The sequence below is a fragment of the Paenibacillus sp. EKM212P genome (genome assembly GCF_011066115.1).
Taxonomy (GTDB): Bacteria; Bacillota; Bacilli; order Paenibacillales; family Paenibacillaceae; genus Paenibacillus; species Paenibacillus polymyxa_B.
Window position 1 is genome coordinate 125,890 of the sequence record NZ_JAAMNR010000002.1, and the last position, 16,637, is coordinate 142,526.

Annotated in this window: 13 protein-coding genes and 2 pseudogenes; 5 read left to right on the top strand and 10 right to left on the bottom strand. The window is 42.0% G+C overall.

Annotation, left to right across the window (positions count from 1 at the left end):
- The first annotated feature begins 2 nt into the window (after positions 1-2).
- A complete protein-coding gene (locus G9G54_RS06705; RefSeq protein ID WP_029517496.1) occupies positions 3-932 on the top strand; it encodes an L-lactate dehydrogenase in 930 nt (309 codons plus the stop codon).
- Between the two features lie 118 nt (positions 933-1,050).
- On the opposite strand, the gene G9G54_RS06710 is transcribed toward G9G54_RS06705, so the two are convergent.
- Positions 1,051-2,154, bottom strand: a complete 1,104-nt coding sequence (locus tag G9G54_RS06710) for a DUF3900 domain-containing protein (protein WP_165176927.1) — start codon at positions 2,152-2,154, stop codon at positions 1,051-1,053.
- Between the two features lie 387 nt (positions 2,155-2,541).
- Between G9G54_RS06710 and G9G54_RS06715 the strand changes: the two genes are divergently transcribed.
- Positions 2,542-3,759 (top strand): MFS transporter, encoded by a 1,218-nt coding sequence (locus tag G9G54_RS06715; protein ID WP_165177481.1) that lies wholly within the window; start codon positions 2,542-2,544, stop codon positions 3,757-3,759.
- Positions 3,760-3,923: 164 nt separating this feature from the next.
- Here G9G54_RS06715 and G9G54_RS25500 read toward each other — a convergent pair.
- The 5 genes and pseudogenes from G9G54_RS25500 to G9G54_RS06740 form a co-directional block, all read right to left on the bottom strand.
- A pseudogene (locus G9G54_RS25500) lies at positions 3,924-4,075 on the bottom strand (ABC transporter ATP-binding protein); the annotation flags it as partial.
- A 278-nt stretch (positions 4,076-4,353) separates the two neighbouring features.
- On the bottom strand, positions 4,354-5,316 hold the full coding sequence (locus G9G54_RS06725) for an alpha/beta fold hydrolase (protein WP_165177484.1): 963 nt from the start codon (positions 5,314-5,316) through the stop codon (positions 4,354-4,356).
- Positions 5,317-5,545: 229 nt separating this feature from the next.
- Positions 5,546-6,913, bottom strand: coding sequence for a sensor histidine kinase (locus G9G54_RS06730; RefSeq protein WP_165176929.1), 1,368 nt, complete (start codon positions 6,911-6,913; stop codon positions 5,546-5,548).
- Positions 6,910-7,584 (bottom strand): response regulator transcription factor, encoded by a 675-nt coding sequence (locus G9G54_RS06735; RefSeq protein WP_165176931.1) that lies wholly within the window; start codon positions 7,582-7,584, stop codon positions 6,910-6,912. The genes G9G54_RS06730 and G9G54_RS06735 overlap by 4 nt, the downstream gene beginning before the upstream one ends.
- A gap of 89 nt (positions 7,585-7,673) precedes the next feature.
- Positions 7,674-8,123, bottom strand: coding sequence for a hypothetical protein (locus G9G54_RS06740; protein WP_238807818.1), 450 nt, complete (start codon positions 8,121-8,123; stop codon positions 7,674-7,676).
- A 762-nt stretch (positions 8,124-8,885) separates the two neighbouring features.
- Here G9G54_RS06740 and G9G54_RS06745 point away from each other — a divergent pair.
- On the top strand, positions 8,886-10,847 hold the full coding sequence (locus G9G54_RS06745; RefSeq protein WP_165176933.1) for an endonuclease MutS2: 1,962 nt from the start codon (positions 8,886-8,888) through the stop codon (positions 10,845-10,847).
- 202 nt (positions 10,848-11,049) lie between these two features.
- On the opposite strand, the gene G9G54_RS06750 is transcribed toward G9G54_RS06745, so the two are convergent.
- From G9G54_RS06750 to G9G54_RS06765, 4 genes and pseudogenes are all read right to left on the bottom strand, one after another.
- Positions 11,050-11,952, bottom strand: coding sequence for an ROK family protein (locus tag G9G54_RS06750; RefSeq protein WP_165176935.1), 903 nt, complete (start codon positions 11,950-11,952; stop codon positions 11,050-11,052).
- 39 nt (positions 11,953-11,991) lie between these two features.
- Positions 11,992-12,805, bottom strand: a pseudogene (locus G9G54_RS06755) (HAD-IIB family hydrolase).
- Positions 12,806-13,072: 267 nt separating this feature from the next.
- Positions 13,073-14,029: a tyrosine-type recombinase/integrase gene (locus G9G54_RS06760; protein WP_165176937.1), complete on the bottom strand. Its 957-nt coding sequence runs from the start codon at positions 14,027-14,029 to the stop codon at positions 13,073-13,075.
- 314 nt (positions 14,030-14,343) lie between these two features.
- Positions 14,344-14,547: a hypothetical protein gene (locus G9G54_RS06765; protein WP_165176939.1), complete on the bottom strand. Its 204-nt coding sequence runs from the start codon at positions 14,545-14,547 to the stop codon at positions 14,344-14,346.
- A 306-nt stretch (positions 14,548-14,853) separates the two neighbouring features.
- Here G9G54_RS06765 and aiiA point away from each other — a divergent pair, with 306 nt between their 5' ends.
- Together aiiA and G9G54_RS06775 are read left to right on the top strand one after the other, a co-directional pair.
- A complete protein-coding gene (gene aiiA, locus G9G54_RS06770; protein WP_165176941.1) occupies positions 14,854-15,609 on the top strand; it encodes a quorum-quenching N-acyl homoserine lactonase AiiA in 756 nt (251 codons plus the stop codon).
- Positions 15,610-16,366: 757 nt separating this feature from the next.
- On the top strand, positions 16,367-16,534 hold the full coding sequence (locus G9G54_RS06775; RefSeq protein ID WP_007432475.1) for a hypothetical protein: 168 nt from the start codon (positions 16,367-16,369) through the stop codon (positions 16,532-16,534).
- The last annotated feature ends 103 nt before the right edge of the window (positions 16,535-16,637 follow it).

Genomic DNA, 16,637 nt, shown 5'->3' on the forward strand with positions numbered 1-16,637 from the left:
TTATGAGCTTAAAACCTTACAAACGAAGTAGAGTGGCTATTGTCGGCATGGGAGCGGTTGGCACAACAACCGGCTACACCCTGCTACTGCGCCAACGCATGCAAGAACTTGTCTTTATTGATGTCAACGTCAAAAAGGCGAAGGGGGAAATGCTCGATATGAATCATGGGCTTCCTTTTCTCGGCGGTGTCAAAGTATGGGCGGGTGATTATGAAGACTGCCGTAATGCAGATATCATTATTGTTGCAGCGGGAGCTTCACAAAAGCCGGGAGAAACGCGCATTGATTTACTGAAGCGTAATGCCGAAATTTTTGAAAGTATTATTGATAATATCGTCAAGGTCAATACACATGGCATTTTGCTGATCGCAACCAATCCAGTGGACATTCTCTCCTACATCTCTTGGAAACGCAGTGGTTGGCCTTCAAGCAGAGTCATTGGATCAGGAACGTTGCTGGACAGCGCACGCTTCCGCTATCTGATCGGAAAGCAAAAGGGCATCGATCCACGAAGCATCCACGCCCATATTATTGGAGAACATGGTGACTCTGAGTTACCTGTATGGAGCACAGCCAACGTAGCTGGAACTCCGCTGGAACTGGGTGAAGAAACGAAAAATGAAATTTTTGAAAATACCAAGAATGCTGCCTATGAAATTATAGATGCTAAAGGCGCAACTTCTTATGCTATAGGGCTGGCTCTCGACCGAATCGTAGCCGCCATTCTCGGGGACGAGGGGTCGGTACTTAATGTGTCCACCTTGCTGGAAGATTATAACGGAGTATCTGACGTATATTTAGGTGTTCCAAGTATCGTAGATCACAATGGGGTACGTGAAATTTTGGATCTTCCGCTCAATGACGAGGAACGTGCCAGATTGCTTCAATCTGCGGACAAGCTGAAAGATCAAATTAGCAAAGTTCATATGTAGATCAAGAACATAAAAGCTAAACAAAACTGGCCTCCACAGCGGTAATATCCGTTGAGAGGCCAGTTTTTTAGTCATTATAATGTAAAAGTTCAATTGGTCGTCTTGCTTTGCATTCGAATTACCAAGGTGGCGTATCGCCATCCACATCCTCATTTTCATGCTGGCGTTTCTCTTTTAGCCGCTCAGCCACCGTTTCAAACGATTCAGGTTGGAGCAACTCAATCGGTGAAAATCCCTTTTCAAACGTAAATGCATCGCCTTCAATAATAAGTGCATATCTATCATGAAGTTTCGTGATATGCAGCTTGGCGCCAAAGTCGGACAGTAGCCCACGCACGGCCGTATCATCTAGTTTAAAACGAACTTCAATTTCTGGTTTCAGCTCGACAATATGCTGTGCAGCCTCTACGACCTGAAGGGGTTCCCATTTCCCTTGCAAATCCCGTTTTTCGCTAGCCGCCCACAATTCCAGATCACGCTCTTCCTGCTGTCTTTCCTCATTAGATGCATCCGGCCATTTGGTTTCTACATAGTTCTGAACGAAGCCCATGACATGCTCATTGACAATTTCGGGCATGGATTGCTCATAGGTCACGAATTTCAAAAAATCTTCAAAATACCGGGCATGCGAAGACTGGTGAATTTTAAGCTCCCACTCATCGTTCATCCCCTCCTCAAGCATGTAAGGATACATGATGGATTTCATATTACGGGCAGAAATAGCCATTTCGACCTCACTCACCAGACTGCTTTCAGTAATTCTGGCAATTTTAGGTTCAAAATCACATTTAAGCACAAAAATAAACGGATCATCCGAGTGTGTATTCAAGGTAGCCTGTACAATGATCAGCGCTCCGCCGCGTACTGCGCTCGTATCCAGATACATCCGCACCAGATCGTCACAAGCATTTTTAAAATCTTCCTTATCCTCTGCTGCCCGCAGTCGGGCGAACATATTGAAATTCGGATTACTGCTCAATTCATGCTCCGGTTCGACGATAAAGCGGCCGATTTTGGTCGGTGCCTGCTCTGTGCTGGGATTTTTTTCAACCTTCCGCTTGCTAATACGAGTAAATTCCCCGTCCAGAAATTTTTTAACATCGCTTTCGTCATAATCGTAGTCGTCCATTGTAGCGTAATGCTTATAGGACTTACCACCCTGTCCTTCTTTTCCATCTACCTGAATTACAAAAAAAGATAAAAAATCCACTTGAAAGTTCATTTATGTTCCATTCGCTCCTTTTCAGGCATGTACGCGTAATTATATCACTATGATTTTAAAAGGTACATCGGATTCAGAGCCCTATTATTAGATAAGTATTTAGTTAACATAATATATATTATGTTAATATTTTTTTTGATTAGATATTATTACCAACTCACAAGTTTAAAGTGAGTACTTTTATCACTATTCTAATTCACGTCCTTAAGGATCATTGGCCTCTTTATTTCCATGCTCTACTTTCTTCTTGGTTTCAAAAAACATTTGACTAAACAATAGTTAATTTATTATATTATCTATTATTATATAGACAAAAATAAATTTTGTTTATATAAAACGATATTGCAAGGGGTTCGCGCCTTGAAAACAGGAAAGGAGAGTTTGTTGTTGTTTAAAAATCCATATATAAGGACCATTATCGCCTCCAATGCGCTGCTAAATTTGGGCATTTGGGTGCGCAACTTTGCCATACTGTTGTATGTAACAGATTTGACTCATAATGATCCCGTATACGTGTCGCTCATTTCGGTTGCAGAATTCATGCCTATTTTTCTGTTCGCTATCATTGGAGGAACATTCGCGGACCGTTGGCGGCCCAAACGGACCATGATTAGTTGCGATTTGCTATCCGCGGCCTCTATTTTTATTGTCTTGTTGGCATTATGGTACGGGTCATGGCAGGTGCTTTTGCTGTCCACTTTCTTTTCGGCCATTCTATCTCAATTTTCTCAGCCGTCTGCGATGAAGATATTTAAGCAGCATGTAGCACCAGAACAGCTACAGGGAGTGATGGCCCTTTTTCAATCTCTCATGGCATTATTTATGGTTATAGGCCCTGTTATCGGTACATTTATTTATCAACACTTTGGAATTTTCATTTCAATGTCTATAACCGGAATATTGTTTCTCATCTCGGCGCTTGTCCTGACTCGTATTCCACAAGATGAACAAGCACTTGAGATAGATGATCAACCCACTCATTTCATTCAAGAGCTTAAAGAAGGAATACGTTATGTATGGAATAACCGCACACTTCGCACGCTTGGGGGAACATTTACCGTAATTGGGCTTGCGGTTGGACTTATTCAACCATTAATGGTTTTTGTCGCCATCGAGAACCTTGGACAAAACAAGGAATTCCTGCAATGGCCATTAATGGCGAACGGAGCGGCTATGCTGGTGGGAGGCGGCCTGATTATGGGGGTTGCCAAAAAAGTACAGCCGCAATTGCTGCTGGTAGCCGGACTCTTGGTCAGCACACTGACAACCTGTGGTGTCGGATGGTCGCACAATATTGTGTTGACTATGGCACTACAAGTTTTCAGCGGCCTATTTTATCCTTGCATTCATATCGGTATCAACACGATGATGATGAAAAATGCCGAAGCTGCTTTTATCGGCCGCGTCGGTGGTGCCCTCTCTCCCCTGTTCTCCGGGATGATGGTCGTCGGTATGAGTATCGGCGGAACACTCAAACACGAATCCTCCCTGAACACCGTATATACCGTGAGCGCCGGCTTGTTTTTGGTCGGAGCGATGCTATTGTTACCATTGCTTCGTGACAGGCAGCCCGTACAAGCTGTCATAGCCGATGATTCTAAATAACAGCACAAGAAACCGCCCCTGGAGATATGATATGGCATCCTCCGGGGGCGGTTTCTTAAAGTTTGTATCATGATTTCATACAGATTATGACTCTCTTCCTTCATGCTGTCTTTTCCACAATCGTGCATACAGGCCGTACTTTTTCCGCTACCCGAAGGCCCTACAACAAAATGCTCTCCGATTAGTTGGTAGGCTTTAATTACCCGAATACCATTTAAATACTCCTGTAGGCGATTCGCAGCATTGATTTTGGCAGCATATGATTGACGTCCAGCCGTCGCTGGATACGTGAAGTAAGCAATACCAACAAAGCAGCTTGTATGATTTAATTGAAAATTAAAAGAAATAGGGGGTTTGTGAACAAGAAAAAGACGAAAATTATCGTTAGGCGATGCCCCTGCCTGTTGTTGTCTCTACTTTTATAACTACGAGTGATTTCAGTCTTAACTCAAACAGCGCGCACCGATTCAGTACGGCACTCGCTGGCTGCATAGCTTTTTCATCTGTCTACTTGACAGGGATATGACCAAAGGACGTTTTTTTATATCACTTATACATTTGTAGAAAATAGTGAAGGTGCCTTTTTCAGTGCACTTATTTTATTTCTTTCATAAAGCTCCTGAAGTTTTCAGCGATTTCCTTTGATTTGGTATGGTGTAAATAATGTTCTCCTTCAAGTGTCATTACTTTTCCATGAACAGAATCTTTGACTTGCTCTTCATGTAGTGGTATCCATCTTTCCACATCTGTATTATTCGCTTGTATAAAGAAAATAAGGAGCAGATTTTTTGGGAATGTTAAATTTCTAGCTGCTTTAAAATTAGGATAAATATTTTCCATTTCGTTTGAGGTGCTGGAATTATACATGTTTTTGAGAGAAAGAATTCTCATTTGTTCTTTTGTTTCATCATCATAGGGTAGTCCAGCATATGGGTCACCAGTTAGTTTAATTACCAATCTGGCTAAACCTGATTTTTTGAGAAATTTAAACGTTTTTATTGGTAATTCAGCATCCATACCACCTTGCGTTGGAACACTGCTATCAATCCCGACAAAAGCACTCACTTCGTTTTCATATTTGTTCACATAATCCAGTCCGTAAATGCCTGCAATGGAATGACCCATTAAAATATATCGGTCAATTTTAAGACTCTGTAAAGCTTCATGAATTTCACTTACAATATTCTCTGTATTTCGTTCCTTTTCGGTTAGATCACTTAATCCATAACCAAAAGGCTCAATAACGACGACTTTGTAAAATGGAGATAGCTCTTCTACTAGTGGTTTAAAATCAAGTGCTGGTGCTGCTGTTCCATAACCTGGTAGTAACACGACGGTCTCTTTGCCTTTTCCTTGAATCAAAACATTCATTTTTTTCCCATCTACAGGTACGAACTGACCATAGGATTGTATTTTTCCTTGCTCCGATTTGCTGCTGATAATATTAACTGTATAGACAACGGCTAGAAAAAGCACGATTGCTATAACTATTGTTCCTATTATTTTAAGCAAAATGCTTCGTACTTTATTTGTTCTCGTTCCATTCCTCATTTTCATTACCTCTCTTCGTTTCACGCTCAACTTCTCCTGTCCCCATTCTGTTTGTTGGGCTACCTTAACGAGCCGCTAATGAAAGCTTAACGAAAGAAGATGTACTCCCTATGACGACAATATGAACGGAGTATGAACAAGCAAAAAAATGCTACGTTGTCCAAGGAAGCTGCACATAATGCTGTATCATGGAAAATGCGGTTTAGATAATCCGAATGATACCCTATGAATCTAACTAATCTGGTGGCGTTGTGATTGGCAAGGTGACAATGACGGTCGTTCCTTGGCCGGGTTCACTTTCCACTCGAATGTCGCCTTGATGAAGCGATACGATCTGTTTAACGATGGCGAGTCCCATACCGCTACCGCCATATTTACGACTGTGGGAACGATCAGCTTTAAAAAACCGTTCGAATATACGCTTCTGGTCCTCAAGGGAAATACCAATGCCCGTATCGGATATTCGGACTGTTACGCTTTTGATATCTTGCTTGATGCTGACGTTAATAACGCTGCCATCCTTGGAAAATTTGATGCTATTACCGAGTATGTTCGTCCATACCTGGTTTAATTGATCTTGATCCGCCAATAGGCGAACGGTCTTCAAATTGAGCTCGAAACGGATGTTGCGAGCCGACCATTGCGGCTGGATCGCGACGATGACTCGTCTGATCTGTTCATCAAGGCTGAACGTAACCAGCCGCATCTGCTGTGACTGCGATTCAAGTAAACTCAGCTTTAGCAGGCTATCGCTCATCTTGGACATCCGATCTGCTTCCGAGATGATGATATCGAGATAACGGCTTCGCTCGTTATCTGCTATGTCTACTTGCTTGAGTGCTATAGCATAACCGGATATCGAGGTGAGCGGCGACTGAACTTCATGCGACACATTCGTGACGAACTCCCTACGCATCTGCTCAAGTTGCTGTAGATCATGCATCATTTCTTCAAAGCTGCGAGCCAAAGTACCTAGCTCACCCTTTTGCTTAATATTCAGCTTGACGTTGAAATCTCCAATTGCTATACGTCTGGTCGCTTTTGTCAGCTTTTTGATCGGTCTAACTAGGAATATAGAGGCAACCAAAATCAATAGGCTTCCTGTTACCAACGAATAGGTCAAAAAAGTAAATAACCATTTTTGGGCAAAAGAGGTGGAAGGATACATAAGCGGCTCCACAAACATCGCTTTCATTCCCATTTCCGTTTTCAACCTCAGTCCCAAGAGGTTCATTGAAACACTACTCGGATTAACTTGAACAACTTCTCCATCCAATACTTTCCTTACTTGATCCATCGTCACAGTAACAGGTTTTTGTCCGTTAAGCATTCCGTAAGACTGGAACTGCCCCGTTTCATCAAAAATTCGAATATAATAGGAATCGAGTTGTTTCATTCCACTTACGAATAAGTCCGCTTCACGTAACGGAATGGTTTCGTAAACCCGGACAATGTCCTGACCAAAGTTAAATAAGGTGGTTTGCAAATTTTCGTTCAAATTCTCTTCAAACACCCAAAATGTTACAAAAAAAGCAATGATCGTGCCCGCGAGGACGGAGACCAGAAATGTCAGGACAACACGTGTATATAAGGATCTGATCATTCGTAAACCTCAAGCCGGTAGCCAAGCCCACGCACCGTCTCGATACGAAAATCGGGTGTAGTCGCGAACCGTTCGCGCAGGCGTTTAATATGTACGTCTATCGTTCGATCATCTCCAGTATAATCGATCCCCCAATTTTGATCGATCAACTGCTCGCGCGTATACACTTGTCCAGGTGTTCCAGCGAGCTTATACAGCAATTCGAACTCCTTGAGCGGCAACGTGAGCGACTCCGTCCCTCTCATCACCTTATAGGTCTGCCGATCAAGGATGACGTTGCCGAACTGGATCGTCTGCGTGGTGCCAATCCGATAGCGTTTCAGCAGTGCTCTGACCCGAACTGTCAATTCCAGTGGATCAAACGGTTTCGTCAAATAATCATCTGTTCCAAGTTTGAAACCTTTCACTTTCTCCCATGTTTCGCCTCTCGCAGTCAGCATAAGTAAGGGAAGATCAGGATTGGCTCTTCTGAGCTCCTTGCATAACGTCCAACCATCCATTATCGGCATCATAATATCGAGCACGACAAGATCGACATGCGTTGTAGCGTAGACAGTCAGTGCTTCCTTGCCGTCTGCGGCTTCGGCTGTTGTGAATCCGTCGTTGCGTAGAAATAAACAGACGAGTTCGCGAATGTTCGCATCGTCGTCAGCAACCAGTATAGTAGGCATCCGTTTCCTCTTTCCCTGTTTTCCATTCCATATTGAAGTAACCATTATACTATAAATAAAATTGAATCGCTCCTATTCTTCCTATAATTTTACAGTGTTATTCCTCCCGGTCTCTGCTGGCGAACAAAGCCAAATACCGTCGTGCCGAAAAGCTCTTTAAAGCCATTTTTAAGCTTTTGTTCATTAATATGTACCATCTGTTGAGATGACAATTCCTGAGCAATAGCTCGCGTGTCAGGAGTAATCAACGCCTCCATACAAGCAAAAGATTGCTCCAGACGTATATCCAATTCCTGTAGCAATACTCCCCATAGCAAAGGGTTAAAGCGCAGCTCCATGTGATTCATCGCCTTTCTTGCTGGCATCTCCGCGTGGATCTTCACATCATTCATGTAAATGAACTGTACATGTCTTCCATGTTCACGCTCTGAATGAAAGCCATTCACGGACCAAGCAGCTGAATAGTCGATGTTCAGCGCTAGCTCTAAATAAGGAGTACCGAACCTTCTTGTAATCTGGACTGGATCATGAAATAGCATTTTACTGTGTGAAAGCTGAAGCCTTTACGTAAAAAATGTGTACGATGCACACCGCTTCCCCACTGTTCGGGTATATGATAAATATGCTCATGTTTCAATGGCGCTTGAGTGAGATCATTTTCATCATTTATAAGATTCGAATCGGCTATCTGGTTATAGTAATCATTAAATTAGACGGAGAATTTTGATATTAAGTATACATAATATATATTATGTAAATCTCATCCCCATTGCATCGAATTAAAGAAGTCGGCCTTGACTTCAACGCCTGTCCAATCGTATAGTATGGTTATATCTTCAATTAAGGGAGAGATTTTGATGTCGGTGAACGTTCTTAACTAAGCAATTGCATATTCAGGGAGTAACACCAGGCGCTTGAACCCTTCGGGTACAGGTTTGTTTGTTGCTGTGTTGTTATCCTGATATTAGTTAAGAACATGCGGATATCATAAATCGCCTTCGGGATTATCTTCATCCGGGCCTTATTCCGTGCTGTGTTCAGCGCGGTTTTTTTGTTTTCAGATTTTGTAACTTCCCTTTTAACGTTTCCATTCGATCCAAATAGCTTAGCAAAGAGCTGTTGCGTGAATGAATTGGAAACACGGAACTCGGAACTACAAAAGCTGTATAACAGGCTTATTTGATGATAAATTCCCTCTTTCCTTAAGGGCGGAGAATGAACGTTTTGTTCATTCTCCGCCCTTTTTTATTAGCAAGGTTTCCAAAATCCTGTCACTACACAACTAAAGGAGAGATTTATTCATGAACGAAACTACAATGCTGCGTTTGGAATATGATCAAATTAAAACAAGAGTTTCCGAATGTGCTTTTTCTTACCTGGGTAAGCGTCACGCTGCTTCTATGCGCCCAATTACTGATATCCGTACCATTAAGATTCGTCTTGACGAAACCAACGAAGCGTTACAGATCATTCGCCACGGAGCAAGCGTCCCTGTTCCTTCGTTAGAAGGAATGGAGCACATTCTTCAACTGCTCGGAACCGGGTATATGTTCAGCGAGCGTGATTTTTCTCATATGGCTCAATTCATTCGAAGCTGCATTCAACTCATAAAATATATGCATTCCAAGGCGGACGCTGCTCCAACCGTCAGCGCTTATGCATCTTCCATGTATAGTATGGAGCCGCTTCTATCCGAAATCGAAAGATGTATTCATTCGGGACGTGTGACGGATATCGCCAGTAAAGAACTAGCTAAAATTCGCAAAAAAATTGCGGTTACTGAAGAACGTATCAAGAGAAAACTTGACTCTCTCACCAGTCGCCACCGATCCATTATGCAGGAAAATATGATTAGTCAGCGCAATGGCCGTTACGTGCTTCCAATCAAAAAAGAATTCCGTAAACAAGTGAAAGGCAATGTACTGGATGAATCGGGAAGTGGTCAGACGGTTTACGTTGAACCTGCCGAAATCACGAATCTGCAATTCGATCAGAGCGCGAACATGGCAGAAGAATCTAAAGAAGAAATGAAAGTGCTGGGAGACCTGACGGCAATGGCTGAGTCATACAACCGGGAACTAAGCATCAATACAGAGACTGTAGGTGTACTGGATTTTTTATTGGCAAAAGCCAAATACGCCATGACTCTGGATGCTGTTCCTGTCGAACTTAACCTTGACGGGATTATAGACATCCAAGGTGCACGTCACCCGTTGATGTCCAATACGATGGTGCCGCTTGATTTCTCAATTGGTGAAGGATATTCCTCACTCATCATCACCGGACCGAACACAGGCGGAAAAACGATGGCCCTCAAAAGCGTCGGTCTATTAACACTAATGGTGCAATCTGGGCTACTGGTACCTGTTTTGCATGGCAGCCGAATGGCTGTATTCGAGGAAATTGTGGTAGACATTGGGGATGGACAAAGTATTGAACATGCTTTGAGCACCTTTTCTGCACACATCCGCAACATGATTAGCATTTTAGAAACAACAGGCAACTCTACTCTGATTCTGATTGATGAAATGGCATCCGGCACCGATCCGGGAGAAGGAGTAGGCCTCTCTATCGCGTTGCTAGAAGAATTCCATCGTCGCCGAGCGACAGTTGTGGCTACAACACACTTTAGCGAAATCAAGCATTTTGCTGAAAACACACCGGGATTTCAGAATGCTCGTATGGAGTTTGATACCGAAACACTACAACCTTTGTACCGACTTCGCATTGGTGAGGCTGGAGAAAGCTATGCATATGCAATTGCCTTGAAGCTGGGCATGTGGACACGTATTATCGAGCGTTCTGAGGCCATTTCTGCAGGCAGAGCGTCTCGGAATACACAGGAATCGTTTGTTATTCCCCCTTTTGTAGATGATGAAAAATCTGATGATGCAAATAAGCCTCTCCCTAAAAAAGCGGCTTTAGACGAGACAGTCACAAAACGGCGCAAACAAGAAATTCCTCTCAAAACCAAACCATTTGCCCTTGGCGATAGTGTTTATGTAGGCTACCTGGATCGAACTGGAATTGTATACAAAACCGAGGATGAACGGGGTAATGTCGGGATATTGATCCAAGGACAGAAGCTGAGCATTAACAAAAAGAGGCTCGTCCTTCACATCGCTGCTACTGAATTGTATCCTGACGACTATGATCTGGATATTGTTTTAGAAACCAAGGAAAACCGCAAAAAACGAAAACTGCTGGGACGCAAGCATGTCGAAGGAGTGATGATTGAATCTCCCCCGGAAAATGAAATATAGACGCATGCGTATATTCTCAATATAAAAAAAATAAGTTATTTTTATATTGTCAGTGAAACTTGAATCTGCAAGTGGACACTTGATAAGAGTGATTCACTTGCAGATTTCACCACACTAAAAACATAATATATATTATGTAAACTTTATGCTTCCCTATTAGACAGGACAAGATAAATCAGACATCGAAATATAACTTTTGTTATCATTCAAGATGATAGGTTTGTTTGTAGTTATATATAGCACCTAGCAAATTCGCTTCATTGCCTAATTTACTTTGCTCAATATCTGCACGCACAAAATTTAAGATCGAATCTAGATAAAGTTTCTCTAGTTCTTCTTTAATAGTAATAACCAGTAAAGGATTTGCAGATATGCCTCCCCCAATTACAAACTTTTCAGGATCAAGAATCGTTTGCAAATTAATAATTTGTGTTGCGATGTTCCTACAGTATTCTTGAAAAATCGCTTGGACCGTGTGATCTCCTTCTTCAATGAGCTTGAATACTTTTTCACCTGTTATAGAATCTGCAGGAAGCCCTTTAGCTTTGGCAACAGTTTTAGATAATACAGAACTACTCCCTTGCATACCAAGCAAATAATCAACATTGTCTGCATACTCATTGTTAGTTCTGATGAAGGAGAATTCCCCAGCCGATAAATGATGGCCTTTCAGCAATTTACCTTGAGAGATGATTCCACCGCCCATTCCGGTTCCAACGACCAGAACAACACCATCAGCGATTCCCTGTAATGAACCACACCATGCTTCTCCCAGAGCAGCGCATTTTCCATCATTTTCAATTGCTACGGGTAAATGAAACGCTTTCTTAAAAACTTCGATCATATTTATATCATTTATATATCTTAATGAACCGCCATGCACCATGTGACCGCTTTCCGAATCCACAATACCTGGCATGCTGACAGCTATACCTTCACATTCATCTATAAACTGATTATGAATTTGCTTCAAAGCTACAAGTAGATTCTCAAGTGAGTCCAATGGAGTTTTAACTTTCCCCTTACACATAAACTCACCTTGAAAATACAAACTAAATTTAATAAAGGAGCCACCAATATCAAAAACCAGTATTTTATTTTTCATGCTACGTATAGTCCTTTCATGATGCAATTTGGGGTCTTCTCAATAACGATAATTAACATTATTGCTTTTGTATTTTTTTATCGTTAATAAGACACCGTTTTCTTCGTTGGATTTAGTGATAACTGGCTGCATTTTTAGTGTTCTCACATGCGTTTTTCATAGCAAAACTATATTTTGCTATAATCATAAGTTCCACATCATTTTCACCATCTCCAAAAGACATGGTCTCATCCTCAGTAATCCCTAATATCTCTTGGAGTTTTCTTACCGTCTCCCCTTTATGGGTATGAAGTGCTGTAATATCCAGCCAATTTGCTTCAGAATCAACGATATAAATTTGACCCAGTAGAGTCTTTTCAACATGTTTTCTTAATAAGGGACTTCTTCCAGCTGGATCATATACAGTTATTTTAAGAAAGCTACTGTTGATTTTATCAAATGAATCAATCTTAACCACTTCTTTATACGAGCCTTTCACAATTTTATAGTATTCGTCTTGAATATGAGAATGAACAAATGCTGCTTCCGTTGTACATGCTATGATAATAAAATCATTGGAAAAACTTTCGATATCTCTTATCGCTTGTAATGCTAGATTGTGTTCAATCGTAAACTCTTTGACGACGACTCCATCCTTTTTAATCCGCGTAGCACTGTCCCCTAAGATCCAGATCCCTTTTCCGTGCTCGCCAAACAATTCTTCTACTCGTTAACATTGTTTACCTGTACAGGCTACAAAAGAAATATTATTTTCTTGCATTTCTCCATACGCCTGATTAAATAATTCGACATCGAAAGTGCCACTATTATTCAGAAAAGTACCATCCAGATCACTTACCACCAGTTTAAACATATATAAAATCCCCCAATATACACTAGAATCTGAGTTTAATTTCTAACAAGAGTGGATTAAAAGCTTATACATTTAACCTAGCTTATGAAACGCGTTCCAGGTCAAGTTCTAATGTGGGGTTCTCTCACAAGTTTACAACGTTCACAATATTGATGAGACAAAGTCGTTGATTCTATTTGCGAGTCGAGATATGACTCCTCATTAAAAGTTTACATAATAATTATTATGTAAACTCATTTTTATTTAATCTCAACTTTCATGCTATACTCACAATCCTGTTATTGGTATCTGAATATCCAGTTTATCCATTGCTTTTTCTTTTTCCCGATCAGTGACATGTGTATATACTGTGGTTGTCTGAATGGATGAATGCCCCAGTAGCTCCTGCACGGTACGCAGATCTGCTCCCTTACGTAATAGCATCGTCGCAAAGGTATGTCTTAGCTTATGGCTGGAATAAGCCTCCCGGCGTTCCATACTCTTATCTTGCTGGAATCGTTCGAACGTTTCTGTAGCGATCTGTTGAATGGTGCGCACTGCAAGACGGCGGCCTTTTTGGGATACGAACATCGCATCCTCTTTACCTCTCCACGGCGTCAATCTTTCCTCCAACGCATGCTCTACAAAATCACACACGGCTTCCGGTACCGGGAGAGTACGCCACTTACGTCCTTTACCGAACACATCTAAGGTACGTCTTTCTCGGCTGTAATCCGAGACATTCAATGAATGAACCTCCCCCACCCGCAATCCCATGTAGACCATCAGCAGAAAAATCGCCATATTACGATTTGCATATTTCCCCTCCACCGCGAGCAAAAACGGATGAATATCCTTTTCATCCAGATAGACGGGCATACGATTCTTTTCAGTCTTTGCTTTTTTAATTCCCGCTGCCGGATTTGTGCTGCATAACTCAAATTCCTGTAGCGCTTTAAAAAAACTATTCACCGCTGCATGCTTCCGGTTCCGCGTACTATCTCCGGCGCCTCCCTCCCGCGCTTTGGACAAATACGACATAACATGAATCTTCTTCACCTGATCGAGTGGTTTTTCACGCAACGTCCGTAAAAACTGCTTCACATCCCCCATATAATTTTTTTGCGTATGTATCGTATATCCTGCATCCTTCATCCAGATCAAAAAAGCTTCCAGCTCCTCAGTATATATTTCATCAATTTCTTCAGTTGTATCGAGCTCCACATGTCTCATCTCTTTTTTCATCTCGCTTGCCTCCAATTCAGTTCATATTCCGAAATATACTGTAAAACGATCATTTTCGTCTGATTTTTATCGACAATCCAATCGACATCTTATGCAGGAGGGATTCTAAAAGTCGTTTTAAACCTAAACAGCGTATAATTTATATTATACGCTGTTTTTTAGCCCTTTTTAAGTATAAATAAAGCGCTCCCCTCTTGTCCAGCCTGGTATCGCCTTCAAGCAGACATTTCAAAGCACTTAACGGGGTGGCATAGGGTCAGAGGGGGTCGATCCCACAATGTAGACAAATTAAAACACGCTCAAGAAAAGTTCACCTAATGTAATTCATTCATATCCAAAACAAAACTAAATAGCCAATAGTCTTGCATGCGGCACCACTTCTCTACTTCATCAGCAAGCTGGGGGCGCTGCTCTCGATCGGTAGCAGTAAAAATCGCCATAGTGGCCAAAACATGAATATCATGTGCAGTTTCCAGCTCGCTATCCGGATCACCTTCCGGCGCGTGCACCATCTCCATATGATAGCCTGCTAGCTGATTGTAATTTTCATCCACTAGCAGCAGTGGATCACCAAGAATTCACCGATTTTCGAGATGATGACCGTGTGATCCAGCTTCTGGGCAAATTTCTGCTGGACGCCTACATGCCTAATCATTTAAACTATTAAAAATTAATTTTCAAAAGAGTGAGATTGCAACGACAGCATGAGTCTCCAGCACCCAGATCTTACAAACGAAAATACAAACATCACTTTCTGTCAGCCGAAACCCTGATTAATAACTACATAATAATTATTATGTAAACTAAGATTGGAGGATGATTGTATGATTAACAAATTGTACTGGTTACCGATCGGTCAGCTTGATATTGATCGCTCCTCACTCAACCATCATGCACAGCCCGGTGAACTGGTGCGCCTGCAAATCTGGTCGTATCTGCTGGAGACAGATCACGGTCCGATTCTCATTGATACCGGTATGCCGGATTCGTTTATCGACAATCCAAATTATTTTAGAAGTACACCGTTTGAAGGGCGCTTCATTCCCCATATGTCAGCCGATGATAGTATCGTGGCTGTACTGGATCGGATCGGCTATCACCCGGACGATATCCATGCCATCGTAATCTCTCATATGCATATGGATCATGCCGGAGGCAATCCGCATTTTCCAAATACACCGATTTATGTGCAGCAGACCGAAGCAGACGCTGCGATCGGTAATCTGGAGTATGCGCCACCGGAATGCGTGCAGGCGGACTTGAATTACCGACTGCTTCAAGGGGATCATGAGCTGGTTCCAGGTTTGCAACTGTTCTATACTCCGGGGCATTCGCCGGGGCATCAGTCCGCGCTGGTCACAACAAAGGAATCGGGTCCGGTCATGCTGACGATTGATGTTGCCTACACGCAGGAGAATTACGCAAACGACGTGCCGTTTGACAGCTTTAACCGTGAACAGGCACGCCAGTCAATCGCCCGCATTCAGCAGATTGTGCAGGAGGTTAAGCCGAATCTGTTGTTCTTCGGTCATGATCCTGAGCAGGTAGTCGTTCAGCCGGTATATCCACAATACAAATAATGTTGATAAAGCAGCTATTTCTCCACCATTCCGGATCTTTTCGATCCGGGGTATGATGAAATTGGTATTATGAATGCACACAAAATAGACGTATCCAGAGCCGTGCTTCATTCGGATCATGGCTTTCCAGTATACGTCTACTGCGTATAACACAGGACTTGAAAAGGTCGGCCTCAAAGGCAAGTGGTGCGGACTGGCAGAATAGTCGTAATTCGGCCAGATCCCCTCCATAGCTTTTAGCAAACTGATAAGTGATTCCATATACATTCGCTTTAACTGGTCGGGTTCATCTATAAATTCTGTATGTAAATGCTGATCTTCAGAATCTAGCTAACTTTTAAGCGCACAAATTGATTTTCTGCAAATACACAATTGATCCTTTGTATTAACTCGCTATTAAGCCCCTGCTTGTTCAGAACAGCCTGAGCAATATCCAATACGCTCCTTACTGACAAATATTTCAAATGGACTAATACACTTAATCCGTTTATATCAAAAAAACAATTATATACATGAAGTTAATTACGCCTAATCCCCTGTTATCGCTAGCATCAGGAAGTATATCTAAGAACTCATGGGGTGAGTCGCTGTCGACACGGCATGGATGATGAGAAAAAGTAATTTGCAGTCTCGCTCCGTTTTCCCTTGATCATCCAGCACGATATACTTAAAGAAGTCGAAAGGCAAACTTAAATTCAGCCTATGCTCATTTCAAAAATGTAGGTTTATTCATGACAAAGGGAGTGTTCATTTATTTATGAGTACCGAAATGCTGGAACGTCGAAGTGAAATTCTAAAACGAAACATCCATCAGTTGCTGGTTCAGGAAAATCAACACGGCGTGACACGTCAGGAAAATTACACGTTGCATAAAATGATCAGAGAGCTGCATCAAACCTCTCATGCCTTGAATACTTCCCGTTGAGATGAAAGGCTGCTAAATTAAATGAAACAAATAACCTTCAGCCCCACTTCCTTAGTGGTGTTGAAGGTTATTTGTTTGCGTAGCCTTTAATTGACAGGTGGTA